A 25,655-nucleotide genomic window follows, 5' to 3' on the forward strand; every position below is an offset into this window, starting at 1 on the left:
GAATATTTATACTGTCGAGTATATTAAATCAGGGAACCGAAGCCGGGAAGCCAGCGTCGGAAAGAAAATCAACGTTAACGATGGGCCATTCCCTGAAGCCGGAAGGCAACCGAGCCGGTAAGATGGGGGCCCCTTAAACCAGACACGGATTCCAATGCCCAACGACGCACCCATCGGCCCAGGTCGCCCCAAGGACCTGGCCAAGCGCGAGGCGATCCTCGAAGCGGCCAAGACGCTGTTCCTCAGCCTCGGCTATGCCAACACCAGCATGGATGCAGTCGCTGCGGCGGCGGGTGTTTCAAAACTGACGGTCTATAGCCACTTCAACGACAAGCAGACGCTGTTTGGCTCTGCGGTCATGGCTACCTGCCAGAATCAGCTACCCGACCTGATGTTCGAGTACCCCGAGGGCGCGGCCGTCGAACAGGTGTTGCTGAACATTGCCCGTGGGTTCCAGGCGCTGATCAGCAGTGATGAGGCGGTCAAGTTGAGCCGCCTGATCATGGCGCAGGGCAGTCAGGACCCAAGCTTTGGCGAGTTCTTTTACGAAGCCGGGCCAAAACGGGTGCTGGCGGGCATGGAAGGGCTGTTTGGCCTGCGCGGGGTCGCCGAGCGCGGCCTGTTGCGCATCGACAACCCGTTGCACGCGGCCGAGCACTTCTTCTGCCTAGTCAAAGGAGCGCCCGATTACCGATTGCTGCTGGGGTGTGCAGGGCCATTGGAGGGAGATGAGGCCGAGGCGCATGTGCGCGAGGTGGTGGGTGTATTCATTCGGGCGTTTCGACCCTGAGGGCTTGGCTGACAGTGCCGAGGATAGAGCCGGTAGAGTCAGCACAAGATCCTGATCAGGCCTTCAACGCCTTCTTGGGATAAATGTCATACCGGCTCGACTTGCCTTCCAGGCTATGACTCGGCTTTGGCCCGTCGATGATCGGTGCCTTGCGTGGCCGCTTCACCACCACTCGATGACTGGCCAGCGCCAGCGCGGCTTCGAGCAAAGCCGGGGCATCCAGGTCATCGCCCACCAATGGCCGAAACACGCGCATTTCCTTTTTCACCAGGGCGCTTTTGTCCCGGTGCGGGAACATGGGATCAAGGTAGATCACCTGCGGCGCCTCCCCTTCCCAGTTGCGCATACGCTCGATGGCGTTGCCTGTCAGCAGGCGCATGCGGCCGACGATAGGCCCGACCTCGTCATCCGACCGGGCTCGCGTCAGGCCGTCCTCCAGCAAGGCGGCAATCAGCGGCTGGCGCTCGATCAGGGTCATCTGGCAACCCAGGCTGGCCAGCACGAACGCGTCCTTGCCCAAACCTGCCGTGGCATCGAGCACTTGCGGCCGCACGCCTTGGGCGATGCCCACGGCCTTGGCGATCATCTGCCCGTTGCCACCGCCAAACTGGCGCCGATGCGCTGCCTGGCCATCGACGAAGTCGACCCGCACCGGCCCTGGAGCCTGCGGCCCCAACTGCTGGATCTGCAAGCCATCGGCGCCCACCTGCACAGCGAAACCGGCGGCATCGTCCTGCAGCGGCAGACCCAGGCGCTCGGCCCATGCCGTAGCCTGGTGCGCATACTCAGGCGACATCGCTTCGACTCTGATACCCATGCCTTGCTCTTCCATCATCCACACCTGAAAAATCGAACCAAGCCCTTAATGAATCGGCACCATCGGCCGATACAGGCAATATCCCGCTATTCTGCCAGAGCACAACGCGCGCGACTGCCATGACAGATACTCTTCCCATCGGCTTGACCTACCTGTCGCCCGTCGGCAACTACGGTCGGCAGAATACCCAGGCACTGGGGGGCGTCAGCCACCTGTGGCAGGATTTCTTTGCCCGCGCCATGGCCGAGCAGCAAGGGAATGAGGCAGACAGCACCCATCAGGCGCTGGTGCAATACGACAAAATCAGCGGCGAGCCAATTGGCGGAGCCAGGGCCCTGGCCCTGATCGATGCCCAACGCGCCTGCCCCGTGCTCGACACCATCGTTGCACCACCCGAGCCCCTGTTCCTGCCCAAAGCCGAACTGGAAGCCAATCTGCTGGAGCCAGCGCCGGAGCCATTCAGCGCCGCCGAGATGATTCAGCAGCAGCGCCAACTGGACATCAGCAACAGTTGGCTGCGCCCGGTAGTCATGAGCCAGGGTCAGCCGCTCGCCGAGCCAGGCCCTGCACCCTCCCCGCGCCCGCTGCACCTGCCTATCGCCGAGTTCGAGACAGATCTGCTCGACCCCGCGCCGGAGCCGTTCGACGCAGCGACAATGGCCAAGCAGCAGAACGATCTGGAATTCGACATCCACTGGGCGCGCCCGGTAGTGCTGAACAACGTTCGCATCCACGCCTGAGCTTAACGGCAGATCTGCCACAGCCCCATGTCCAGGTGAAAGTGATTGCGGTGGGCAGCATTGTAATCCGGTCCCAGCACCGTACTGAAGCTCTTACAGGCCGCTTGCTGCACTTGCCGCAGGAAGGCCGCCTTTTGCCCGCCTGCCTGCCAGTCCCGCGCCAGCACGATCCGCTGCCCGTCCTGCAGGCGAAAGCCGCTGATATCCAGCGCATTGGCCGTGGCATGCTGACTGAGCCGGCCCTGCTTGCGGTTATAGACGTTGCGGCAGGCAAAGCTGCCCAGATGATCGACCTGCGCCACCGGCTGGCCAAACACCTGCTGCGCTGCAGGTTGCAAGCCATGCTTTTCGAACAGCGCATAGGCCACCGCCAACGGGCAACTGGCCAGGAAGCTGCTACTCAACCGCGCCTCGCCTTGCTCTATACGCCAGACGTTTCGCAACGGGCAATTGGCCGATGCAGGGCTATCAGCCTGCGCCCGATAGCGCAGGCTGGTGGTCGCCAACGCTTGGCGGCACAACTGCGGATCATCGCGCAGACGCGAAAGCTTATAGGGCGTCAGCAGGTTCGGCGGCTGACGAACGTCCAGTGCTGCCCACGGATCCCAGGCCTGCGGCAGGCGCCAACCCGACTGCCACAAAAAGCCTGCTACCAACAGCAGCCCGCACAGGAGCACCAATGCGCGCACCGCGCTTCAGCGCCGGAACAGGTCGTTGAGCTGGGCGAACGGCAGCGCCTGCTCACCATAGCTGAACGTACCCTGGTCACGAATCTCCAATGCCGCGCGCTGAAACGCACCGAGCGCCGCGCGGGCCAGTGAAGAGCCCACGCTGATGCGGCGTACGCCCAAGTCCTGCAACTGATTGACGCTCAATGGCACACCCGCCAGCCCCATCAGCACATTGACAGGTTTCGGCGCCACGGCCTGTACCACCGCGCGAATCTCTTCGACAGTGCGCAAACCCGGCGCATAGAGCACGTCGGCGCCCGCTTCGGCATAAGCCTGCAGACGCAGGATGGTGTCATCCAGGTCCATACGCCCATGCAGCAGGTTTTCCGCTCGGGCGCAGAGCATGAAGGGAAATGGCAGGCTGCGCGCCGCCTGCACTGCAGCCCTCACCCGCTCCACAGCCAGGCTCAGGTCATAGATCGGCGCGTCGCTGCGCCCACTGGCATCTTCGATCGAGCCGCCGACCAACCCTGCTTCGGCGGCACGCAGGATGGCGTGGGCACAGTCATCCGGCAGGTCACCAAAACCATTTTCCAGGTCGGCGGCAACGGGCAAGGCAGTGGCATCGACGATCATCCCGGCGTTGTCGAGTGTCTCGTCCAGGCTCAGCGCCGCTTCGGCATCCGCTCGCCCAAGGCTGAAGGCAAGGCCTGCACTGGTGGTAGCCAGCGCCTCGAAGCCGAGGCTTGCCAGGAGCTTGGCGGAGCCGGCATCCCACGGGTTGGGGATGACGAACGCGCCTTCTCGCTCATGCAGAGCTTTGAAGGCTTCGGCACGCAGGGTTTGTACATCCATGATCACAACCTCCGGCTGGTCGGTAAGGGTCAAAGTAGCCCCAGTTGTTCGACCTCAGGGGCCCGTGGCAATTCCGGCAAAGCTGCCAACCCCGGCAAGCGCGCCATCAGCCGCTGATGAAAACGCTGAGCCAACGCGGCTGCCAGGCGGTTGTCCGAGGTGTGCAGGAAGATGTACGGGCTACGGCCTTCCTCGATCCAGCTGGCGACCTTTTCAACCCAGGGCGAAAGAAACGCTTCGTTGGCATCGAGCACGGGGTGGCCGATAAAACGGACCTGTGGATGCTGGCTGAAAGCTGCGGGGCGCGGGGGAACCTTGGGCTTCTTGGCTTGCGCATCGAGCACGGCGGCCTCACGCGAGGTACAGCTGAACAATGCACGCGGGTCCAGGCAAATACGTTCAACACCGCGATCGTGCAGCAAACGGTTGAGCAGCCGCTCCTCCTCACCCTTGGTGAAAAAAGCCTGGTTACGCACTTCCACCGCCACAGGCACGCCGAGTTCATCGAGAAAATGCCCCAGCTCAGCCAGGCGAGCCGGGCCGAACTGAGCCGGTAATTGCAACCAGTACGGTGACACCCGCTGGCCGAGGGGCGCCATCAGCCGGGTGAAGTCCAATGCTGCTTCCAGTCGATCGCGCAGGTCGCCTTCATGGCTGACATCACGGGGAAACTTGGCAGTAAAACGAAAGTGCGCAGGCATGACCTGCGCCCAACGGTCGACAGTGCTCGACGCTGGGCGGGCATAGAAGGTGGTGTTGCCCTCAACTGCATTCAGCACCTGGCTGTAAAGGCCAAGAAATTCGCCGGTGCGGGCGTCAGCGGGATACAGGTAGTCGCGCCAGGCGCTTTCGCTCCATGACGGGCAACCCAGGAAATAAGGCAGATGGGATGAACTCATCCCTCAAATGTACAGGTCCAGCCCCAGCACTTCCATGTCCCAATCGGTAAAACCGGCAGTACTGAGGTAGCTGGCCAGCGCAGTGGCCGTGCGGCGGTCACGGGCACGTGGGAAAACCATGTCCTGCTGACGTGCAGGCAGGCCACCGGGGCGACGGCGCGGCGCCGCTTCCTGACCAGCATCGACCTCTTCGACGAGCTCGGCATCGTCGATGCTGTCATCGCGCACCGCCGCTTTGCGCGGCGCGCGCTTTACCGGATAGGACTGCGATGAGAAACCGTCGATACGCATGATGAGCACTCAGGACCAATGATGGCAATTTAGCAGCATCAGGGCTCCATCGCTAATGCTCTAGTGATAACTGGACCACAGTTTGCACCAAAGGTTTTATCGACAAGCGCGATAACCGACGGACAGCCGTCAGCGGGCTTTGGGCGTAGCTACATTATCGCGCAGGTAAACCGGTTGCGCCTGATCGGCAACAATTGCCTCGCCGCGTGCCCAGGCGAAGCTGGCCAGGCTGAGGATGTCCAGCGCATTGGGCAACGCCGAAGGGTTGCTGGCACTGGCCTGTACGGCCAGACGCTCGGCATAGCCCCAGCCGGTACCGGCACCGTACCAATCGCCGCTGCTGCCATCAGGCAACGCCACGCGCTCCGGTGGTAGCACCGCTTCCAGGCCTTGAAGGCGCATTTCGCCATGCACCGCCTTGTAGCAACCCCAGTACACCTCATCCATGCGCGCATCGATGGCAGCCGCTACCTGCTGCGCGCCATGTTCGCGCAACGCCCCCTGAGCCAGCGCGGCCAGGTTGGACACCGGCAGTACCGGGCGCTCCAGGGCGAAAGCCAAGCCTTGCACCACGCCGATGGCAATGCGCACGCCGGTGAAGGCGCCGGGGCCACGGCCGAAGGCAATGGCATCAAGGGCATTGAGCGCCACGCCGGAATCACCCAGCAGCTGCTTGATCATCGGCAGCAGCTTCTGCGCGTGCATGCGCGGGATCACCTCGTAATGGCTGGTTACCTTGCCATCATGCAGCAGCGCGACGGAACAGGCTTCGGTGGCGGTATCCAGGGCCAGCAGGGTGGTCATCGAACGGGTATCCAGGAGCAAGTGAAAAGAGCGGCAGTATAAACGACAACGGCCCGCAAGCGGGCCGTCGTGACGCACGGTGATGGATCAGCTCAGGGCTGCCAGCACTTTGGCGGTGATTGCATCGACCGAACCCACGCCTTCAATGTGGCTGTACTTCGGCTTGCCAGCGTTGGCGGCCGACAGCTTCTGGTAGAAGTCCACCAGCGGCTTGGTCTGGGTGTGGTAGACCGACAGGCGATGACGCACGGTTTCTTCCTTGTCGTCGTCGCGCTGAATCAAGTCTTCGCCGGTAACGTCGTCCTTGCCTTCCACTTTCGGCGGGTTGTACTGAATGTGGTAGGTACGGCCCGAGGCCAGGTGCACGCGGCGGCCCGCCATGCGGCCGACGATCTCTTCGTCGTCGACGGCGATCTCGACCACTGCATCAATGTCGACACCGGCAGCGACCATTGCTTCAGCCTGTGGAATGGTGCGTGGGAAACCGTCGAACAGGCAGCCGTTGGCGCAGTCTGGCTGGGCGATGCGCTCCTTCACCAGGCTGATGATCAGCTCGTCGGAAACCAGCTGGCCTGCATCCATGACTTTCTTGAGCTCCAGGCCCAGCGGGGTACCTGCCTTGACGGCAGCACGCAACATGTCACCGGTGGAGATCTGTGGGATACCGAACTTCTCGGTGATGAATTTTGCCTGAGTACCTTTACCGGCCCCGGGAGCTCCCAGCAGAATTACGCGCATCTCGTGCTCCTCAAATTTTTTTATGAAATTCAATGGATTCGGCAACCAGGGCCAAGTCCGGAAAATCGGGTATGACCATAAATCGGTCAGAAGGCTGCTCAAGATACACAGCGCCCGTCAGCCAGACAAGCGTCCCAAAGTTGCAGGAATGGGCCATCTGTAGCCAAGGCTGCAGGCGGTTGCGCCCGGCGCAACCACCTTCCCTGCCCTGGCTTGGCCCCCATGAAGGCCTTGCGCGTGGGCACCCAGGCATTGTCTCAGCCTGTGTTGCGCAGGCCTGCGGCGATCCCTGCCACTGTCACCAGCAGGGCCTGCTCCAACGGGCTGTCCAGAGCGGCTTCACGGCTGCGTGAGCGCGCCAGCAGCTCGGCCTGGAGCCGATGCAGCGGGTCCAGGTAGGTGTTGCGCAGGCTGATGAATTCCAGCGTTTCCGGGCTGTGCGCCAGTAGCACCTGCTGCCCGGTCAAGCCCAGTACCACCTGACAGGACTGCGACAATAGGTCGCGCAGATGTGCACCTAAAGGAAGCAACTCCGGTTGCACCAGACGTTCGTCGTAGGCCTCGGCAATCTGCGCATCCGCTTTGGCCAGGACCATCTCCAGCATGTCGATGCGGGTACGGAAGAACGGCCACTGCTCACGCATCTGCGCCAGCAACTCACCCTGCCCCCGTGCCAGCGCATTGCTCAATGCGGTCTCCCATCCCAACCAGGCCGGCAGCATCAGGCGGGTCTGGGTCCAGCCGAAGATCCATGGAATGGCCCGCAGGCTTTCGATTCCACCGGCACGGCGCTTGGCCGGGCGGCTGCCCAGCGGCAGGCGACCCAGCTCCTGCTCGGGTGTGGACTGGCGGAAATACTCGACGAAATCCGGGTTCTCCCGTACCACGCTGCGGTAAGCCTTGACGCCATCGGCGGCCAGTTGGTCCATCAAGGCGCGCCAGGCCGGTTCAGGTGGCGGCGGCGGCAGCAAGGTGGCTTCCAGCACCGCAGCCAGGTACAGATTGAGGTTTTGCTCGGCGATACTTGGCAAACCAAACTTGAAGCGGATCATCTCGCCTTGCTCGGTGGTGCGGAACCGCCCCGCCACTGACCCCGGTGGTTGCGAGAGGATCGCCGCGTGGGCCGGGCCACCGCCGCGGCCGACAGTGCCGCCACGGCCATGGAACAGCAGCAGTTCGACCTGATGGTCACGGCAGATGCGTACCAGATTTTCCTGCGCCCGATATTGGGCCCAGGCCGCGGCGGTGGTCCCGGCGTCCTTGGCCGAATCGGAGTAGCCGATCATCACTTCCTGCGGCCCGCGCAAGCCCGCGCGATAGCCAGGCAGGCCGAGCAGCCGCTCCATCACTGGCCCCGCGTTGTCCAGATCGGCCAGGGTTTCGAACAGCGGCACCACGCGCATCGGCCTGGTCAGGCCGGCTTCCTTGAGCAGCAACTGCACCGCCAATACGTCCGATGCAGCGCCCGCCATGGAGATGACATACGAACCGAGGGATGCGCCCGGCGCCGCAGCGATCTCGCGACAGGTGGCGAGCACTTCGGCGGTATCCGCCTGGGGCGTGAAGTGGGCCGGCAGCAATGGCCGGCGGTTTTTCAATTCGGCCTGCAGGAACGCGATACGCTTGTCTTCATCCCAGTCCGCATAACTGCCCATGCCCAGATAATCGGTGATCTCCGACAGTGCGTCGCGGTGTCGGGCGGCGTCCTGGCGCACGTCCAGCCGCCCCAGAAACAGGCCAAAAGTCACCGCACGCCGCAGACTGTCTAGCAATGGCCCATCGGCAATCACGCCCATGCCGCATTCGTGCAGGGACTGGTAGCACAGCTCCAGCGGCGCGATCAGGTCACGGTTGTCCACCAGCACATCGGCACTGGCCGGCTGGGTAGCGGTGAGCGACGCATGGGCCCAGGCGCGCGTCGCCCGCAAGCGGTCACGCAATTGTTTGAGGACAGCGCGGTAGGGCTCGGGGGTGTCCCCTACCCGCTCGCGCACAGCGCTGCTGGCCTGCTGCATGGACAACTCTGCCGCCAGCGCGTCGACATCGCGCAAAAACAGGTCGGCCGCCATCCAGCGTGCCAGCAGCAACACTTCGCGGGTCACGGCGGCGGTCACGTTGGGGTTGCCATCACGATCACCGCCCATCCACGAGGCAAAGCGCACAGGTGCCGCTTCCAGTGGCAGGCGCAGGCCAGTGGCGTCGAACAGCGCCTTGTCCACCTTGCGCAGATGGCTGGGGATGGCATGCCACAGGGAATGCTCGATCACCGCGAAGCCCCATTTGGCTTCGTCTACCGGCGTTGGTCGGGTACGGCGGATTTCTTCTGTGTGCCAGGCCTCAGCGATCAAACGGCGCAGGCGCTCGCGTACTTGCTGGCGCTCGCCCGGGGTCAGGTCGCGATGGTCCTGCGCGGCCAACTGACCGGCAATGGCATCGTACTTCTGGATCAATGTGCGGCGCGCCACTTCGGTGGGATGCGCAGTGAGCACCAACTGGATATCGAGCTTGGCCAACTGCCTGGCCAAGGCATCGTCCTTGTGCCCGGCCCGCTTGAGACGCGCCAGCAACTCAGGCAGCACCCGCGCCTCGAAAGGCTCTGGCTGCTCGGCATCGCGGCGACGGATCAGCTGGTACTGCTCAGCCATGTTGGCCAGGTTGAGGAACTGGTTGAAGGCACGTGCCACCGGCAGCAAGTCTTCTTCAGCCAGGTTCGCCAAGGTAGAGCTCAGCTGTTCGCCGGCGCTGCGCCGGTCCGCCTTGGCGCTATGGCGAATGTCCTCGATTTTCTGCAGGAACGCGTCACCGTGCTGCTGGCGTATGGTTTCGCCGAGCAGCTCCCCCAAAACATGGACATCTTCACGCAAGCGCACATCGATATCAGTCATTGGCCCTCTCTTCGGCGCGGCTCGCCCGCGCTCTGCTCAGGAAACAGCACTGGCCCAAGAGTGCCCACAGCGGGGCCGCCATGGCAAGCCACAACCGGTAAAGCAAACTAAAGTAAAACCACAGCAGTCCGATGCAGTGCAGCCTTTCCGAGGCGTTTACAGAGGTCATCATGAAAATCCGCGAACTCGCCCAGCACTGGGAACAAAACGCCGCAGGCACCCTGAGCCCGACCGGCCATACCTTGCACCTTGACCTTGAGTCGGAGGCGCGCCTGGCAGCGCTCATCGACATGTACCCCAAGCGCACCGCCGAGGAACTGCTCGGTGAGCTGGTCGCAGCCGCGCTCGAGGAGCTTGAAGCCAGCTTCCCCTACGTGCAGGGCCACAAGGTCATTTCCACCGATGAAGAAGGCGATCCGCTGTACGAAGATATAGGCTCTACACCGCGTTTTCTGGCGCTTTCAAGGCGCCATCTGCACACGCTCAGCAACCCCGGCGAGAACAGCGGAAACTGACGCGCCTGCCTCCTGTTCCGGGCTGCACTCCAGCCCGGAATACCGCTTCTGACAGTGGAAGTTCCGCACCCACACCACTGACCGATCAGTCAGAAATAGTTGGCATTTTTTTCTGAACTATTCAAAAAACGACCCAGTCACAGCCAATAGCCATCACGCTAAAACCCTGCACACTGTCGTCGTGCACTGTTGAGCTGACGCACACGGCGATGCCAGGGATTGAGCGATGGGATGGACTGCTACGGACATCGTCGTTATCAGGAGTGATCCAATGGAGCTGACCACCATGAAGACCCGCACTTCGAAACTTTCCTCCACTCATGTGCGCGGGTTCAAGCTGGCCGCGCTGGCCCTGGGCAGTAGCCTGGTCCTGGCCGGCTGTGCGGGCAACCCGCCCACTGAGCAGTATGCCGTCACCCAGTCCGCCGTGAACTCCGCCGTCAGCGCTGGCGGTACCGAGTTCGCCGCCGTTGAAATGAAAGCGGCGCAGGACAAGTTCAAGCAGGCCGAAATCGCCATGCACGACAAGAACTACGAGGACGCCAAGCGTCTGGCCGAGCAGGCCGAATGGGACGCTCGCCTCGCTGAACGCAAGGCCCAGGCGGCCAAGGCCCAGAAGGCCGTGCAGGACGCCCGCCAGGGCGTTCAGGACGTACGTCAGGAAGGCCTGCGTAGCGCTCAGTGAGCGCCGCCAAGCCTGCCTTAGCCTTCGCACTCGATCAAAGGATGAACACTATGCGCAAACACGTCATGATTCCCGCCCTGCTGGCCCTGAGCGTCGGTCTCGCTGCCTGCTCGCACGACCCGAACGCCAACCTGGAGTCGGCCCGTACCAACTTCTCGTCGCTGCAGAGCGACCCGCAGGCGAGCAAAATCGCAGCCCTTGAAACCAAGGACGCACAGGACTGGCTGAACAAGGCCGACAAAGCCTACATGGAGCGTGAGGACAGCAAGAAAGTCGACCAGCTGGCCTACCTGACCAACCAGCGCGTTGAAGTGGCCAAGCAGACCATTGCTCTGCGCTCGGCCGAAAACGAGCTGAAAAACGCCTCGGCCCAACGTGCCCAGGCCAAGCTCGATGCCCGTGACGCGCAGATCGCCAAGCTTCAGGACAGCCTGAACGCCAAGCAGACCGACCGCGGTACGTTGGTGACCTTCGGCGATGTACTGTTCGACTTCAACAAGGCTGAACTCAAGAGCAGCGCCTTGCCCAACGTCACCAAGCTGGCCCAGTTCCTTCAGGAAAACCCTGAGCGCAAGGTAATCGTAGAGGGCTACACCGACAGCGTCGGCTCGGCTAACTACAACCAGTCCTTGTCCGAGCGTCGCGCCGGTGCCGTGCGCATGGCACTGGTACGCGCAGGCGTGGACCCTGCGCGCATCGTCGCTCAGGGCTACGGCAAGGAATACCCGGTTGCTGACAACAGCAGCAACTCGGGCCGTGCGCAGAACCGCCGGGTGGAGGTGACCATCTCCAACGACAACCAGCCGGTAGCGCCGCGTTCGGTGAGCCAGGTGCAGTAAGGCTCACAGGTCGACAAAAGAACCCCGCCTTCATGGCGGGGTTCTTCATTTTTCATCGTTGGTTCGAGCTGGTCATTGCACTTGTTGCGGGGTCTGCTCACCCATGCAACGCACCGCACGCTTGCGGTTGTCGACCAGTACCCCGGTAAGGCCCTTTTGCGCTGTGTCGAACAGCACCAGCACACCGTCCACACACTGCGCCACCTGCGGCGCTGGGTCGAGGGAAACCTTGTAGTCCTCACCAGGCACGGTCTTGAGCATGGTGAAATCCTGCAGCAACAACGCATCCTCCGGCTTGGCGAAATGCAGGTAGCCGTAATACCACAGAGCCCCCACCGTCACGATGATGCTGCCGACACCGGTCAGGATCAGCGGGATGGCGTTGCGTTCTTCACTCATTGCTTGCTCTTCTCGTCAGGGTAGTTGGGCACTTCTGCCAGCCGTCGCAGGCCGTTGAAATGGCTGGGGTCATCAAGAAAACGCAGCATCACTTGGCGCCAGACCGGGTCGGCAAAGGTCTGCACATGGCCGCCTCGAGTCAGCTGCAGCACCCTTGGGGGCGGTGCGTGCTGGTACAAGCGGATGCCGTTGTTCATTGGTACCAGGTTGTCGTCGATGCTATGGAAGAACAGTTTGGGTGGGCTGCTCAAGCGCTCGACCGAACGGATCGCGCTGTCACCATCGGGTACTAGCCAGGACAATGGCACCTGCAAGGGCCAGGTCAACCACGATGTACTCAACGCAAAGCGCCCGACATCACGGTAACTGGCCGGCACACCATCGAACACCAGTGCGCTGAAGCGCTGGCGCTGCTCGGGGTGGGCTGCCAGGTAGTGGATGGCCATTGCCCCGCCCAGGCTCTGCCCCAGCAATACCAAGGGTTTGCCCTTGACCTCGGGGGCCTGGTCGAGCCATGCCATGGCCGCTGCGATGTCATTGTAGACCTGTGGCAAGCCGGGCTTGCCCTGGGACAGGCCATAGCCCCGGTAATCGATCATCAGCACCTGATAGCCCTGCTCCGGCAGCCAATAGCTACCGCCCAGGTGCCCGGCCAGATTGCCGCCATTGCCGTGCAAGTGCAGCACCGTGCCCTTGACCTCGACACCCGCCTTGGCCGGCAGCCACCAGCCATGCAGGCGGACGCCGTCGGCGGTGGTCAGGGTGACATCGCGGTACTGCAGCTTGGCACGCTCGGGCGTGAACGGCTGGCCCGGTTCCGGGTAGAACAACAGGCTGCTGCACCCGCCCAGGCCCAACAGCGCCAAACCCAGTGCCAGGCAGCGGCAGCGCTCAAAGAATGTTCGCGTAGTCGGCTTCAATGCGATCCAGGCTCAGGTGGTTAAGGAAGTTGGAGAAGCACATCCAGGCCGACAGCGCATTGAGGTCGCGGAACTGCTCCGGCAGGTACTTGGGCGGTTCCACCAAGCCTTCTTCGACCAGCTGACGCAAGGTGCGCATGTCTTCGAGGGTAGTCTTGCCGCAGAACAGCAGCGGAATCTGCTCGAGCTTGCCCTTTCTCACGGCCAACTGAATGTAGTTGTAAACCATGATGAAACCCTTGAGGTAGGACAGATCCTTGGTAAATGGCAGTCCATCAGGTACCGAGCCGCGGAATACCCGGCTTGCATTGCTGTAGCTCTGCGCCATTTCAAAGCCCTGGGCACGGAAGAACTCGAATACCTGAAGGAAATCGGCGCCCTCCTCGACCATATGGATGGCGCGCGTGCGGTTGGTGAGCTTGCGCAGACGGCTGGGGTAAGAGGCGAAGGCGATCACCTCCATGAGAATCGCCAAGCCCTCCTGAGTCACCGTCGATGAAGGCGGGCCCTTGGCCAGGAAGGTGCAGATCGGCTGGTTCAGGCCATTAAGCGTGGTGCCCACATGCACCAGCCCCTCATGCACTTCCAGCGCGCGCACATCACGGCTGTTGAACATGGCGTCGGCGCGCACCTTGATATAGTCGGCCCCCGCCGCCGCGTCGGCGACGATCCCGTCGGACTCGAACACCCGGATGGTTTCCTCGGCCTCGCCGAACACCTTGTTCAGGCGACGCTGGAGGATGTCCACGGCCTCCTTGGCAGTGAGGTTTTTCGGCTCGTCCTTGAGGTCACCACGGCCGTCGATGTTGTTCAGGTAATCGGAAAGCATCAGACCGAGGTCGGCCAGCGTCGGGTCGCCAGCGTGGAAAGCATCGGACGCCGCGCCATAGAGTTCCTGGGAGATCAGGCCGAAATCCTCGGTGCCGCGTGCCTCGAGCATGCGCACCACCATGCGGTACTCCTTGCACATGCGCCGCATGATCTGCCCCACCGGGTTGAACTGCCCCAATTGACGGGTGATATCGCGCTCGATGCTCTGGAACTCGGCCTTGACCGCACTAGAGTCGAACGATAGCGGCCGCGACTGGTAATAGGCGCGGTCCACTGCAGGCGGCTCTTTGCCCTTGGCCTTCAGAAAGCCCTGGCGGATGTTGTCGTCCCACTTGACCGCATCAAGCACACGGATCGGGGTTTGCGCGGTGACGATGCGATCGGACAGTGCGCGTATGGTCTGCTGGTACTCGTCCACCGGGGAACTCCTTTCTAGAACAAGGCACCTGTACTGGCCCCATCGCCGGCACGGTCATTTGCCGCTGCGCTGGAAGCGCGCCACCTCGACGAACAGGTCGGAGTTGGCCGGGTCATCCAGATAGGCCAGCACCCGCGCCGACGGGCTGTCGATCAACACGCCCTCGCCATTGTCCTCCGGCACCTCGGTACTACGCCCGCTCAGCTCTTTTTTCTCGACCGCCTGCTGCACCTGTTCCACATCAAGGTTGTAGATCACCAGTTCCTTGCCATCGACGATATCGAAACCGCCAATCAGGAAATGGCCGCCCAGGCGCTTGGGTACACCGGCGGAGAGGTACCAGCGGTTGCCATGGCGTGACACGGTGAATACGTACTCTTCGGGTTTCTTGCCCTTGGCCGTGGCCACGGCCTTGTAGGCATCGGCGCCACTGCGGCTGATGGCCAGCTTCAGTGGCTCGCCCCAGGCGTCCTTGCTGCTCCACTTGCCGAGCAGGGCCTTGGGCGCCGCCTGATTGCTCGGCAGCGGCTCATGGAAGGTCACCAGACAACCGCCCAGCAGGAGGAATGACAACGTCAACAACACCACACGCCAGGCTTTCATCAAGTTCTCCTTGAAAGTTCGTTCTAGGCTCAGGCCGATGCCAGCACCAGGTGCAGGTAACGGGTAAGCATAGCGAGCATCTGCCCATCGGCTTGCGCATCGGCATCCTTGAGCAGGCCCTGATATTCCATCTGCTCGATAATCGCCGTCAACATCTGGGCGTCCTGTTCCGGTTGCTGCGAACCGACCACATGCAACAGCTGGCGCGTGCCATGCAGCAGAATCTGCTCGTGGGCGCACACCAACTCGGCCAGGCGCGGGCACAGCAGAGCCTCCTGGCGGAAGGCCTGCTCGGCCATCAGGAAGTCGCGGCGGTTGGCCAACTGACGGGAAACGTAGTCGGCAGTCATCTGCGCCACTTCGTCAGCCAGACGCGCCCTTGATTGCGCACTGCCATCACCCTGGGCAAGTAGCTGGCGCAGCACCACTTCGGTATTGGCCCACAGCTTGGCCATGTAGGCGGCACTGCGTTCGACGTACTGGGCGAAGGTATCGGTGAGCAGGTCCTCGATATCCTTGAAGTAGTAGGTCGTGGCCGACAGCGGCACACCGGCCTCGGCGGCGACCGCACGGTGGCGCACACCACGCACACCATCACGCACGACAATGCGCATGGCGGCGTCGAGGATCAGCTGGCGGCGCTGTTCGCTGCCTTGGCGAGCGGTCTTGCGACCCTGGTATTGCACGCTTTCGGCGACGGCGGTGGCAATGCCGGCGGCGCCTTGCTGGGCCATTGCGGGGGTCACGGGTGTACCTCATTGATCTTGGGGTGACTGCACCGGCCTTATCGCCGGCATGCCGGCGATAAGGCCCTGACAAACAACATAAGGCTTCAGGCAAGAAAAAGCCGCCCCGAAAGGCGGCTTGTTCAATTCACTCAAGCCTGTGGGCGCATGTGCGGGAACAGGATCACGTCGCGAATCGACGGCGAGTTGGTCAGCAGCATCACCAGGCGGTCGATGCCGATGCCTTCACCAGCAGTCGGTGGCATGCCGTACTCCAGGGCGCGAACGAAGTCGGCATCGTAGTGCATGGCTTCGTCGTCACCGGCGTCCTTCTCGGCCACCTGGGCCAGGAAGCGCTCTGCCTGGTCTTCGGCGTCGTTGAGCTCGGAGTAGGCGTTGGCGATCTCGCGGCCACCGATGAACAGCTCGAAGCGGTCGGTCACGGCCGGGTTGTCGTCGTTACGGCGGGCCAACGGCGAAACTTCGAACGGGTATTCGGTAATGAAGTGCGGCTGCTCCAGCTTGTGCTCGACCAGCTCTTCGAAAATCATCACCTGCAGTTTGCCCAGGCCTTCATGGCCCAACACCTTGGCACCGGCTTTCTTGGCGATGTCGCGGGCGCGGTCAACGTCCTGCAGGTCGGCTGCGGTCAGCTCCGGGTTGTACTTGAGGATCGAGTCGAACACCGACAAGCGCACGAACGGCTCACCGAAGTGGAACACCTTGTCGCCATACGGTACATCGGTGCTGCCCAGGACCAGCTGGGCAAGCTCACGGAACAGTTCCTCGGTGAGGTCCATGTTGTCGCGGTAGTCAGCGTAGGCCTGGTAGAACTCGAGCATGGTGAACTCGGGGTTGTGCCGGGTCGAAACGCCTTCGTTACGGAAGTTGCGGTTGATCTCGAACACTTTCTCGAAACCACCGACCACCAGGCGCTTGAGGTACAGCTCCGGCGCGATACGCAGGAACATGGCCATGTCCAAGGCGTTGTGGTGGGTCTCGAACGGTTTGGCCGCGGCACCGCCAGGAATGGTCTGCAGCATCGGCGTTTCGACTTCGAGGAAGTCGCGGTCGATGAGGAACTTGCGGATATGCGAGATCACCTGCGAACGCACGCGGAAGGTGTGGCGGGTTTCTTCGTTGACCATCAGGTCGACATAACGCTGGCGGTAGCGCTGCTCGGTATCGGTCAGGCCGTGGTGCTTGTCCGGCAGCGGGCGCAGCGACTTGGTCAGCAGGCGTACGTTGGTCATTTCGACGTACAGGTCGCCCTTGCCGGAACGGGCCAGGGTGCCTTCGGCGGCGATGATGTCGCCCAGGTCCCAGGTCTTGACCGCGGCCAGGGTTTCTTCCGGCAGGGTCTTGCGGTTGACGTAGACCTGGATGCGCCCGGTCATGTCCTGGATCACCATGAACGAGCCACGGTTGAGCATGATGCGACCGGCTACCTTGACCGGGATCGCTGCAGCTTCCAGCTCTTCCTTGGTCTTGTCGACGTATTGCTTCTGCAGGTCGTTGCAGTAGCTGTCGCGGCGGAAGTCGTTGGGGAAGGCCTGACCCTTCTCGCGCTCAGCGGCAAGCTTTTCCTTGCGCAGGGCGATCAGGGTGTTTTCTTCCTGTTGCAGGTCTTGCGATTCGGTCTTGAGGTCGCTCATGTCGTCATTCTTTCCATCAGGTATTCGTTGCCCTTTTCGGGCAGGGCACGCGATGCCGGCGTGCGGGCATCGCGGCGGTGGTGTGCGGCTTACAGCCCCTGCTTGAGGCTCGCTTCCAGATACTGGTCGATGTCGCCATCCAGCACCTTGTTGCAGTCGCTGCGCTCGACGCCGGTACGCAGGTCCTTGATACGCGAGTCATCCAGCACGTAGGAGCGGATCTGGTGGCCCCAGCCGATGTCCGACTTGCTGTCTTCCAGCGCCTGGGAGGCGGCGTTGCGTTTTTGCATCTCCAGCTCGTACAACTTGGCCCGCAGCATTTTCATGGCGGTGTCCTTGTTGGCATGCTGGGAGCGTTCGTTCTGGCACGCCACCACGGTGTTGGTCGGCACGTGGGTGATACGTACCGCCGAGTCGGTGGTGTTCACGTGCTGGCCACCGGCACCGGAGGAACGGTAAGTGTCGATGCGCAGGTCGGACGGGTTGATGTCGATCTCGACCTTGTCGTCGATCTCGGGCGACACGAACACCGCCGAGAACGAGGTGTGGCGACGGGCACCGGAGTCGAACGGGCTCTTGCGTACCAGGCGGTGCACACCGATTTCGGTGCGCAGCCAGCCGAAGGCGTATTCGCCCTTGATGTGCACGGTGGCGCCCTTGATGCCGGCGACTTCACCTTCGGAAAGCTCGATGATGGTAGCGTCGAAACCGCGCTTGTCGGCCCAGCGCAGGTACATGCGCAGCAGGATGTTGGCCCAGTCCTGCGCTTCGGTACCGCCGGAGCCGGCCTGGATGTCCAGGTAGGCATTGTTCATGTCCATCTCGCCGCTGAACATGCGACGGAACTCAAGCTGGGCCAGTTTTTCTTCCAGGCCTTGCAGCTCGGTCACGACGTCGCTCACGGCGCTTTCGTCATTTTCCTCGACGGCCATGTCGAGCAGATCCTGGCAATCGGCCAGGCCGCCGGACATCTTGTCCAGGGTCTCGACGACCTGCGCCAGCATGGCACGCTCGCGGCCCAGGGCCTGGGCGTACTCGGGCTTGTTCCAGACGGCCGGGTCTTCCAGCTCGCGGTTGACTTCGATCAGGCGATCAGCTTTTTGATCGTAGTCAAAGATACCCCCGAATGGACTGGGAACGCTCGGTGAGGTCCTTGATGGTGTTCAGGATCGGTTGGATTTCCATGGCGCGCGGCTCTCGTACGAATTCGGTGAAAAGCCCGCGAGTATAACCCATACAGACAAGCACGGTAGCCCGTTGAGCAGCCCGCACAGCGCCGGATCACGACCGCGCGTGATTTCCTGGTAATTCTGCCAGTAGCCCCCAGGCGTCGAGCAACGCAAGACTTGCCATCAGGCATGCGGATACTCCGCCGCCTCAATGGGAGCAATGAAAATGAGTGATCACTTTGACCGCGCATTGAAAATTCTGGAAGGTTTCGAAATTCTTCCTCCTGAATTCACGAACGCCGTGAACGACACGCTAGAGTTCGACCCAGCGCCCGCCCGAAACCCTGTAAAAGTGCATTACCCGGGGTTGAAGGAGGAGATTCCCGGACTCGAACGCGTCACCGTCGGGTGTTACGGCGATAATTGGGGAACGGGACGATCACCTGCAGACCCCCAACGCGAAGAAACCCTTGAAGGTTATGCACCCGGTGCCGTCCTGACAGAGGCCGCCAGCTACAGAATATGGGCGGTCGTCAGGTTCAAGATGGCAGGCGAAGAAACGGAGCTCATCGTCCGCTCTGCAGATCGCACTTACAAGCTCAAAAGAAAAGAAGCTAAGTAAACTTGACTGGCGGCTACCCCGCCCGTGCCAGCCAAGAGCCTCATGCGATACCCACTGTGTTCCGACCACTGTTCTTGGCCAGGTACAAGCCCTTGTCGGCAGCGGATATAAGCTGCCGGCAATGGCTGCCGATCGCCGGCGTCTGGGTCGCCAGGCCGATGCTCACGGTCAGTCGCGAATCGTCTTGCGGCGCGGTATGCGGGATATTCAGGCCATGTACGGTCTGGCGCAGCTTCTCTGCGACCAGCCGCGCACCGCCCGGGGAGGTGTTGGGCAATACCAGCGCGAATTCCTCGCCACCGTAGCGCGCCGGCAGGTCGGTAGGCCTCGAACAAGAGCCGCGAATGGCCTCTGCAACCTTGCGCAGCGCCTCATCACCCGCCAGGTGCCCGAAGCTGTCGTTGTAGACCTTGAAGTAGTCGACATCGATCATCAGCAGCGACAGTTGCTGCTGCTCACGCATGGCCCGGCGCCACTCCAGTTCAAGGTACTCATCGAAATGGCGGCGGTTGGACAGACCCGTGAGGCCATCGGAGTTCATCAGCCGCTGCAGCATCAGGTTGGTGTCGAGCAGTTGCTGCTGGCTCACGCGCAGCGCCCGGTAGGCCTCGTCACGCTGCAGCAGGGTCAAGTAAGAGCGGGAGTGGTAGCGGATGCGGGCCACCAGTTCGATGGTGTCCGGCAGCTTGACCAGGTAGTCGTTGGCTCCGGCAGCGAAGGCCGCACTCTTGACCAAAGGGTCTTCCTTGGTCGACAGAACGATGATCGGGATGTCCCGGGTAGCCGGATTGTTGCGGTATTCGCGCACCAGGGTAAGGCCGTCGAGGCCCGGCATGATCAGGTCCTGGAGGATCACCGTGGGTTTGATGCGCATGGCCTGGGCCACGGCCTGATGGGGGTCGGCGCAGAAATGGAAATCGATATTCTCCTCGTGGGCCAGGCCACGACGCACCGCTTCACCGATCATCGCCTGATCGTCGACCAGCAAGACCATCGCCGAATTTTCATTGGCGGTCGCAAACCCTTCGATCGGTAGATCAATCATCCCTATTCACCTGATCACGGCCGCAGAGGCGGTGTGATTCAATACATATCGTCATTGTGCAAAGATTTCCATCAGGCGCCCGGCGATTCGCTCCAGCGGACGGATTTCCACCGCTGCATCGATTGCCGCGGCGGCTTTGGGCATTCCGTAGACTGCGCTGCTGGACTGGTCCTGAGCAATGGTCAGGAAGCCTTGCTGGCGCATCAGTTTCAGACCTTGGGCACCATCGCGGCCCATGCCTGTAAGCAACACACCCACCGCCTGCCCGCGCCAATAGCGCGCCACACTCTCGAAGAACACATCGATCGAGGGGCGGTAGATTTCGTTGATAGGTTCGGCAGTGTAGGCCAACTGGCCGTTATGCAGCAGGCGTATATGGTGATTGGTGCCCGCCAACAGGACCTGCCCGGGCTGCGGCGGCTCCCCTTCACGGGCCAGGCGCACCGGCATGCCACAGGCACTGCCGAGCCACTCGGCCATGCCTGCAGCAAACACTTGGTCAACATGCTGGACCAGCACTATGGATGCCGGGAACGCCTTGGGCAGCCCCTTTAGGAGCACCTCGAGGGCCGCAGGCCCCCCGGCCGAAGAGCCGATCGCCACCAAGCCGCGGCGCTGGGCGGCATCGCGTAACGGCGCGGCGACCGTTTTGGTCGCGCTGGGCCGCTGTTGGCCGATCAACCAGCTGATGTTGAGGATCTTGCGTAGCAACGGAGCAGCCGCCTCCCGCGCATCACCCGCGCCGAGCGCCGGGGTGTCGACCACATCCAGGGCCCCATGGCCCATGGCCTCGAACACGCGATGCACGTTCTGCTTGCGGTCGACGGTAACGATGACGATGGCACACGGCGTCTCGGCCATGATCCGCCGGGTCGCCTCCACACCATCCATCACCGGCATGATGAGGTCCATGAGAATCAGGTCAGGCGTTGCCTGGGCACACTGGCGCACGGCCTCGGCGCCATTGCTGGCCACCCAGATCACCTCATGCGCAGGCTCCAGGGCCAGGGCCCGGCGCAACGCTTCTACCGCCATGGGCATATCGTTGACGATGGCGATCTTCATCCTTGAGCACCTCCGATCAGTTCAACCACAGCGTCGAGCAACGCATCGTCGTGGAAGCTGGCTTTTGCCAAATAGTAGTCGGCGCCAGCATCCAGGCCTCGCCGGCGATCTTCCTCGCGGTCCTTGTACGACACCACCATCACGGGCAACGACTGCAGGCGCTGGTCGCGGCGTACCAAGGTAACCAGCTCGATACCGTCCATGCGCGGCATGTCGATGTCGGTGATCAGCAGGTCGAAATCCTCGCTACGCAACGCATTCCAACCGTCCATGCCATCGACTGCCACCGCCACCTCGAACCCCCGATTGCTCAGCAGCTTGCGTTGCAGCTCGCGAACGGTGAGCGAGTCATCGACTACCAGGATGCGCTTGCTGCTGACGCCACGGCCGGCCTGCAGGCCGCGCTCGATGCGCTCCAGGCGGCCGGTACTGAGCAGCTTCTCGACCGAACGCAGCAAGTCTTCGACATCGACGATCAACACCACCGAGCCATCGTCCAGCAGCGCCCCCGCGGAAATGTCCTGGACCTTGCCCAACCGCGCATCAAGCGGCATCACTACCAGCACCCGCTCACCGATCAGCCGCTCCACGGCCACACCGTAAAGCTGTTCACGTTCGCGGATCACCACGACCCGCAAACCGCCTTCATCACCTTGCGCGGTGGGCCGGTTGAGCAACTGGCTGGCCGCCACCAGACCGATATGCCGGCCCTCATGCCAAAAATGCTGACGCCCCTCGATTTGTACGATCTGCTCGGCAGTCACTTCCAAGGTGCGCTCGATATGCGCCAGAGGGAACGCATAAGCCTCCCCCCCGACTTCCACCACAAGGCTGCGTACCACTGAAAGGGTCAACGGCACTTCCAGGTGAAAGCGGCAGCCCTGGCCGGCCTGCTGGGTCAGCTCGATCGAGCCGCGCAGGTCCCGGACCAGATGCTGCACAGCGTCCAGGCCAACACCGCGGCCGGAGACTTCGGTCACTTTGTCACGCATGCTGAAGCCCGGCAGGAACAGGAAGGTCAGCAGCTCCGCCTCGCTCATCTTCGCCACGGTATCCGCCGGGGACAAGCCGCGCTGAACGATACTGCGCTGCAGCCGTTGCAGATCGATGCCGGCGCCGTCATCGCTCAGTTCAAGGATCAACAGGCCGGCCTGATGGGAGGCTCGCAGGCGTATCGCACCTTCTTCCGGTTTGCCCGCCAGCAGTCGCTGCTCAGGCAGTTCAATACCATGGTCGACTGCATTGCGCAGCAGATGGGTCAACGGCGCTTCGAGCTTTTCCAGCACATCGCGGTCGACCTGGGTCTTTTCACCGTCTATCTGCAGACGCACCTGCTTGCCCAGCGAGCGACCCAGGTCTCGCACCATACGGCTCTGGCCGGTAAGCACATCGGCAAACGGGCGCATACGGCAGGCCAGAGCCGTGTCGTACAGCAACTGAGCCCGCTGGCTGGCCTGCCATCCGAATTCGTCGAGGTCGGCAGTCTGCTGTTGCAGGATCTGCTGGGTTTCCATCAGCAGCCGTTGCGTCTGGGCCAGTGCTTCCAACACCGGCAGGCTCTGGCCGCTGCCTTCCAATTGGGCTTTCAGGCCATCGAGGGCGCGCATGCCTTGGCCGTGCATGCGCTTGAGGCGCTGCAGGGTGGCCAGGTAGGGTTTGAGGCGCTGAGTCTCGACCAGCGACTTGCTCGACAAGTCGAGCAGGCTATTGAGTCGATCGGCAGTTACCCGCAACACCCGCTCGCTGCCTTGCGCGCCACGTTTACCTGCCTTGCGCGGCACAAGAGGCTCTGCTTCTGGCTCAACCTCGGGGGTAATCAGGTCGGCCGCAGGTAACGGTTGCGGGGCCGGCTCCCTGGAAGGCACAGGTGCAATGGGAGGATCCAGCAGGCCAGACATCTGGGCCAGAAAACCGGGTACCGCGCTCTCACCGGCCGGGTCCCCGGGCGTGGCGACATGCAGCAGCAGGTCGGTACCGCGCAGCAAGGCATCGATATGTTCAGCGCGCAGCAGCAGTCGGCCTTCCTGGGCCGCTACCAGGCAATCTTCCATCACATGGGCCACGCTGACCCCGTCGTCAATGCCAACGATGCGTGCAGCCCCCTTCAAAGAGTGCGCAGCACGCATGCAGGCTTCCAACTGATCGGCCTGGGTCGGGTTGCGCTCCAGCGCCATCAGCCCTGTGATGAGCACCTGGGTCTGAGCTTCCGCTTCCAGGCTGAACAGCTCGAGCAACGATGCGTCGCGCATTTGCTCAGGGGTCATGACAGGCTCCGCTGCACGGCAGACAGTAGTTGTTGATCGTCCAGCACACGCACGCTGCGCCCGCGCCACTGCAACACGGCTGCGGTGAACGGTGCAGTATCTTCAGTGGCGCCCGGTAGTGCGGGCTCCAGGCGATGAATACCGTCGATCTCGTCCACCGCCAGTACCACTGGCCCGCCTGCCGCCGCCAGAATCAACATGCGCGGCATCGCCCGGCTGCTGCGCGCAGGCTCCGTAAAGAGCGCCAGCCCCAGCAGTTCGCTCAGCGACAGGCACGGCACCAGTGCACCACGCACATTGGCCACCCCTTGCAGCACCCTGGAACGCTGATGCGGCAAGGAATGCACCGGCTGCACCGGGGCGATCTCGGCCAGGCAGGCAGTCGCCAGGGCCAGCCACTCCTCCCCTAGACGAAACAGTAGCAGCGAGCGCCCGACGCTGGACTCGACCTGCGCCGCCTCATGCGACTGATCGTCCTGGGCCAGTGCATAGCGGTCCAGCAGACGGGTGGCGGCCGCAGCATAGACTTCACAATTGCGACAATGGATATGCCTTTGCAGCAGCGGGCATTGCTTGTCACCGTGCACGCCGATCCGGTTCCAGCAATCGTCGATACGCTCATCGTCCTGGGCGAGCAGCGCAATTGCGTGTTCGACGCTCATCGTTCAGCCCCCATGCCAGCGCGTGCCGCGCGTTCGTGCAAGCGGCGAGCGCCGGCTTCGTCGCCCTGGGCCGCCAGCAACATGGCCAGGTGCAACAGCGCCTCAGGGTGCTGCGGCTCCAGATACAGGGCTTTGCGGTAGTGCATCTGGGCTTGCCGGGCATCGCCTTCGGTATCGCTGAGCAGTCCCAGCCAGTAATACACCTGAGCCTTGGGCTCGAACTGCTGCAGGTAGCGCTGGCAATTGGCACGCGCTTGCGCGCCCTCACCCGCGTTGGCCTGCCTCGCAATGAGGGCCAGCAGTTCACTTTCGCTCTCGCGCTGCACCACTGTGGGCGGGGCAACCGGAACCGAACGCAATGGCCGCGAAATGGGCGCAGGTGCAGGCACAGGGCGGCTCGGTGCGAGTGGCGCCGGTTGGCTGACCCGCGGCTGCGCTGGCGCTTCCAACGTCTGGCGGACGTAGGCGAACGACTGGGCAATGCCCAGCGGCCGCATACCCAGCCTTGCCAGAAGGCTGCCCTCGGCCGGCCCGATAAACAGTACGCCGTGCTCGTGGGTAAGACGCTTGAGCACCTCGAATACTCGCTGCTGGGTCGCCACGTCGAAGTAGATCAGCAAGTTGCGGCAGAACACGAAGTCGTAATAACCGTCACGGCTGCCCAGCGCCGGGTCGAGCACATTGCCCACGGCCAGGTTCACCTGTGCACGCACCCGCTCATTCAGTTCATGGCCTTCGGCGAGCGCGTGGAAGTGGCGCTCGCGAAAGGCCAGATCAACGCCGCGGAACGAGTTGCGACCGTAGACCGCCTGCACGCCCTTGACCACCGAATTGGGACTGATGTCGATACCGTCGATGCGAAACGCAGCCGGGTTCATGCCTGAATCGAGCAGTGCCATGGCCAGGGAATAAGGTTCTTCACCCGTGGAGCACGGCAAACTCAGCAAGCGTAGCGGCCGCTCGCCGGCGAGTTCGGCCAGGCGTTTGTGGGCCAGCCCGACCAGCGCGGTAAACGACTCTGGGTAGCGGAAGAACCAGGTTTCCGGGACGATCACCGCTTCGATAAGCGCCTGCTGCTCATCTAAGGATTGCTGCAAGCACAGCCAATAGTCTTGCAGGTCTTGGGCATTGACCGCGACACAGCGCTGCTGCAGGGCACGCTCGACCATGGGCACGCCGACAGATTCGACATCCAGGCCGATGCGCTCTTGCAGAAAGCGGAAAAACCGTTGCTCGCTCATACCGACACCTGCCCCGACTCTTGTGGGAACAGCAGTTCGCGCACAGTGTCTGACAGCAAGTCATCGACCTCGATACGCTGTAGCAGGCCATTGGCGTCCTGACGAACCGGGCCCAGGTAACGCGCTTCGGGGTTGTCCAGCCCATACGGCTGAAACTCATCAGCGAGGCAGCGCAAGGTTTCGGTAGCCTGTTCGAGGATCAGTCCCAACTGATGCTCGCCCCGATAGTGCACCAGCACCAGCCGTGTGCTGGTGCGCGCAGTGGCAGGCTGGCCAAAACTCAGGGCCGACAGGTCGACCACCGGCACCAGCACGCCACGATGGGCAACTATGCCAGCAACCCAGGCCGGCGCCTGGGCGATCGGCTTGAGTGGCCGGCGAGGTAGCACTTCGACCACCTCGCGCACATCAAGGGCGAAACGTTGGTCGTTGAGACGAAATAGCAGGTACAGATTGCCCTTGGCGCTGGCCGCTGCTGCCGCATGCGTGTACATGTCACTCATGGCG

The 25,655-nt window shown here is 62.5% G+C and carries 27 protein-coding genes; 6 read left to right on the forward strand and 21 right to left on the reverse strand.

The window, feature by feature from the left end; translation table 11 throughout:
- Positions 1-154 precede the first annotated feature (154 nt).
- Entirely contained in the window at positions 155-790 is a 636-nt protein-coding gene (locus JET17_RS20880; RefSeq protein ID WP_198823182.1) for a TetR/AcrR family transcriptional regulator, read from the forward strand.
- A 55-nt stretch (positions 791-845) separates the two neighbouring features.
- Here the strand turns inward: JET17_RS20880 and JET17_RS20885 are convergent, their stop codons facing one another.
- Positions 846-1,622 (reverse strand): class I SAM-dependent methyltransferase, encoded by a 777-nt coding sequence (locus JET17_RS20885; RefSeq protein ID WP_012315921.1) that lies wholly within the window; start codon positions 1,620-1,622, stop codon positions 846-848.
- A 104-nt stretch (positions 1,623-1,726) separates the two neighbouring features.
- On the opposite strand from JET17_RS20885, the gene JET17_RS20890 reads away from it, so the two are divergent.
- Positions 1,727-2,347 (forward strand): hypothetical protein, encoded by a 621-nt coding sequence (locus JET17_RS20890; RefSeq protein WP_012315922.1) that lies wholly within the window; start codon positions 1,727-1,729, stop codon positions 2,345-2,347.
- A 2-nt stretch (positions 2,348-2,349) separates the two neighbouring features.
- Here the strand turns inward: JET17_RS20890 and JET17_RS20895 are convergent, their stop codons facing one another.
- From JET17_RS20895 to ppc, 7 genes are all read right to left on the reverse strand, one after another.
- Positions 2,350-3,036: an extensin family protein gene (locus tag JET17_RS20895; RefSeq protein WP_042111695.1), complete on the reverse strand. Its 687-nt coding sequence runs from the start codon at positions 3,034-3,036 to the stop codon at positions 2,350-2,352.
- A 6-nt stretch (positions 3,037-3,042) separates the two neighbouring features.
- The gene (locus JET17_RS20900) at positions 3,043-3,873 is read right to left on the reverse strand and encodes an isocitrate lyase/PEP mutase family protein (RefSeq protein WP_012315924.1); all 831 of its coding nucleotides are present in this window, start codon (positions 3,871-3,873) and stop codon (positions 3,043-3,045) included.
- A gap of 29 nt (positions 3,874-3,902) precedes the next feature.
- Positions 3,903-4,772: a DUF72 domain-containing protein gene (locus JET17_RS20905; protein ID WP_012315925.1), complete on the reverse strand. Its 870-nt coding sequence runs from the start codon at positions 4,770-4,772 to the stop codon at positions 3,903-3,905.
- 3 nt (positions 4,773-4,775) lie between these two features.
- Entirely contained in the window at positions 4,776-5,063 is a 288-nt protein-coding gene (locus JET17_RS20910) for a hypothetical protein (protein WP_012315926.1), read from the reverse strand.
- Positions 5,064-5,192: 129 nt separating this feature from the next.
- Entirely contained in the window at positions 5,193-5,867 is a 675-nt protein-coding gene (tsaB, locus tag JET17_RS20915; RefSeq protein WP_012315927.1) for a tRNA (adenosine(37)-N6)-threonylcarbamoyltransferase complex dimerization subunit type 1 TsaB, read from the reverse strand.
- A gap of 87 nt (positions 5,868-5,954) precedes the next feature.
- Positions 5,955-6,605 carry an adenylate kinase gene (adk, locus tag JET17_RS20920; RefSeq protein WP_012270800.1) on the reverse strand — a complete coding sequence of 217 codons (651 nt, stop codon included), beginning with the start codon at positions 6,603-6,605 and terminating at the stop codon, positions 5,955-5,957.
- Between the two features lie 257 nt (positions 6,606-6,862).
- Positions 6,863-9,490, reverse strand: a complete 2,628-nt coding sequence (gene ppc, locus JET17_RS20925) for a phosphoenolpyruvate carboxylase (RefSeq protein WP_012315928.1) — start codon at positions 9,488-9,490, stop codon at positions 6,863-6,865.
- A 170-nt stretch (positions 9,491-9,660) separates the two neighbouring features.
- Here ppc and JET17_RS20930 point away from each other — a divergent pair, with 170 nt between their 5' ends.
- The 3 genes from JET17_RS20930 (at position 9,661) to JET17_RS20940 (ending at position 11,529) form a co-directional block, all read left to right on the forward strand.
- Complete coding sequence (locus JET17_RS20930; protein WP_012315929.1) at positions 9,661-10,005, forward strand: hypothetical protein; 345 nt, start codon at positions 9,661-9,663, stop codon at positions 10,003-10,005.
- Between the two features lie 271 nt (positions 10,006-10,276).
- The gene (locus tag JET17_RS20935) at positions 10,277-10,690 is read left to right on the forward strand and encodes a DUF4398 domain-containing protein (RefSeq protein ID WP_012315930.1); all 414 of its coding nucleotides are present in this window, start codon (positions 10,277-10,279) and stop codon (positions 10,688-10,690) included.
- 50 nt (positions 10,691-10,740) lie between these two features.
- Positions 10,741-11,529 (forward strand): OmpA family protein, encoded by a 789-nt coding sequence (locus JET17_RS20940; RefSeq protein WP_012315931.1) that lies wholly within the window; start codon positions 10,741-10,743, stop codon positions 11,527-11,529.
- Between the two features lie 72 nt (positions 11,530-11,601).
- Here the strand turns inward: JET17_RS20940 and JET17_RS20945 are convergent, their stop codons facing one another.
- From JET17_RS20945 to prfB, 7 genes are all read right to left on the reverse strand, one after another.
- Positions 11,602-11,928 carry a hypothetical protein gene (locus tag JET17_RS20945; protein ID WP_012315932.1) on the reverse strand — a complete coding sequence of 109 codons (327 nt, stop codon included), beginning with the start codon at positions 11,926-11,928 and terminating at the stop codon, positions 11,602-11,604.
- Positions 11,925-12,848 carry an alpha/beta hydrolase gene (locus tag JET17_RS20950; RefSeq protein ID WP_012315933.1) on the reverse strand — a complete coding sequence of 308 codons (924 nt, stop codon included), beginning with the start codon at positions 12,846-12,848 and terminating at the stop codon, positions 11,925-11,927. The genes JET17_RS20945 and JET17_RS20950 overlap by 4 nt, the downstream gene beginning before the upstream one ends.
- Complete coding sequence (locus tag JET17_RS20955; RefSeq protein ID WP_012315934.1) at positions 12,820-14,097, reverse strand: flavohemoglobin expression-modulating QEGLA motif protein; 1,278 nt, start codon at positions 14,095-14,097, stop codon at positions 12,820-12,822. The genes JET17_RS20950 and JET17_RS20955 overlap by 29 nt, the downstream gene beginning before the upstream one ends.
- Positions 14,098-14,151: 54 nt before the next feature.
- Complete coding sequence (locus JET17_RS20960) at positions 14,152-14,700, reverse strand: hypothetical protein (RefSeq protein ID WP_012315935.1); 549 nt, start codon at positions 14,698-14,700, stop codon at positions 14,152-14,154.
- A 29-nt stretch (positions 14,701-14,729) separates the two neighbouring features.
- Positions 14,730-15,434, reverse strand: coding sequence for a TetR/AcrR family transcriptional regulator (locus tag JET17_RS20965; protein ID WP_012315936.1), 705 nt, complete (start codon positions 15,432-15,434; stop codon positions 14,730-14,732).
- 143 nt (positions 15,435-15,577) lie between these two features.
- Positions 15,578-17,080: a lysine--tRNA ligase gene (gene lysS, locus JET17_RS20970; protein ID WP_012315937.1), complete on the reverse strand. Its 1,503-nt coding sequence runs from the start codon at positions 17,078-17,080 to the stop codon at positions 15,578-15,580.
- An 89-nt stretch (positions 17,081-17,169) separates the two neighbouring features.
- Positions 17,170-18,265, reverse strand: a protein-coding gene (prfB, locus tag JET17_RS20975) for a peptide chain release factor 2 (RefSeq protein ID WP_115274014.1) whose coding sequence is annotated in 2 segments (ribosomal slippage) — positions 17,170-18,192 and positions 18,194-18,265 — 1,095 coding nt in all. Because the reading frame shifts where the segments join, the coding sequence is not laid out codon by codon here.
- Positions 18,266-18,475: 210 nt separating this feature from the next.
- Here prfB and JET17_RS20980 point away from each other — a divergent pair.
- Positions 18,476-18,871, forward strand: a complete 396-nt coding sequence (locus tag JET17_RS20980; RefSeq protein WP_012315939.1) for a hypothetical protein — start codon at positions 18,476-18,478, stop codon at positions 18,869-18,871.
- 40 nt (positions 18,872-18,911) lie between these two features.
- Here the strand turns inward: JET17_RS20980 and wspR are convergent, their stop codons facing one another.
- Genes wspR through JET17_RS21010 form a run of 6 tightly spaced genes read right to left on the reverse strand, consistent with a single transcriptional unit; the run spans position 18,912 to position 25,651 of the window.
- Positions 18,912-19,916, reverse strand: a complete 1,005-nt coding sequence (gene wspR / locus JET17_RS20985; RefSeq protein ID WP_012315940.1) for a Wsp signal transduction system regulator diguanylate cyclase WspR — start codon at positions 19,914-19,916, stop codon at positions 18,912-18,914.
- Between the two features lie 51 nt (positions 19,917-19,967).
- Complete coding sequence (locus JET17_RS20990) at positions 19,968-20,981, reverse strand: chemotaxis response regulator protein-glutamate methylesterase (RefSeq protein ID WP_012315941.1); 1,014 nt, start codon at positions 20,979-20,981, stop codon at positions 19,968-19,970.
- Positions 20,978-23,245, reverse strand: a complete 2,268-nt coding sequence (locus tag JET17_RS20995; RefSeq protein WP_012315942.1) for a hybrid sensor histidine kinase/response regulator — start codon at positions 23,243-23,245, stop codon at positions 20,978-20,980. The genes JET17_RS20990 and JET17_RS20995 overlap by 4 nt, the downstream gene beginning before the upstream one ends.
- Positions 23,242-23,907 carry a chemotaxis protein CheW gene (locus tag JET17_RS21000; RefSeq protein WP_012315943.1) on the reverse strand — a complete coding sequence of 222 codons (666 nt, stop codon included), beginning with the start codon at positions 23,905-23,907 and terminating at the stop codon, positions 23,242-23,244. Before JET17_RS21000 ends, JET17_RS20995 begins: the two co-directional genes overlap by 4 nt.
- On the reverse strand, positions 23,904-25,148 hold the full coding sequence (locus tag JET17_RS21005; RefSeq protein ID WP_012315944.1) for a CheR family methyltransferase: 1,245 nt from the start codon (positions 25,146-25,148) through the stop codon (positions 23,904-23,906). Before JET17_RS21005 ends, JET17_RS21000 begins: the two co-directional genes overlap by 4 nt.
- Entirely contained in the window at positions 25,145-25,651 is a 507-nt protein-coding gene (locus JET17_RS21010) for a chemotaxis protein CheW (protein WP_012315945.1), read from the reverse strand. The genes JET17_RS21005 and JET17_RS21010 overlap by 4 nt, the downstream gene beginning before the upstream one ends.
- Positions 25,652-25,655 lie beyond the last annotated feature (4 nt).

The organism is Pseudomonas putida (assembly GCF_016406145.1).
Taxonomy (GTDB): domain Bacteria; phylum Pseudomonadota; class Gammaproteobacteria; order Pseudomonadales; family Pseudomonadaceae; genus Aquipseudomonas; species Aquipseudomonas putida_E.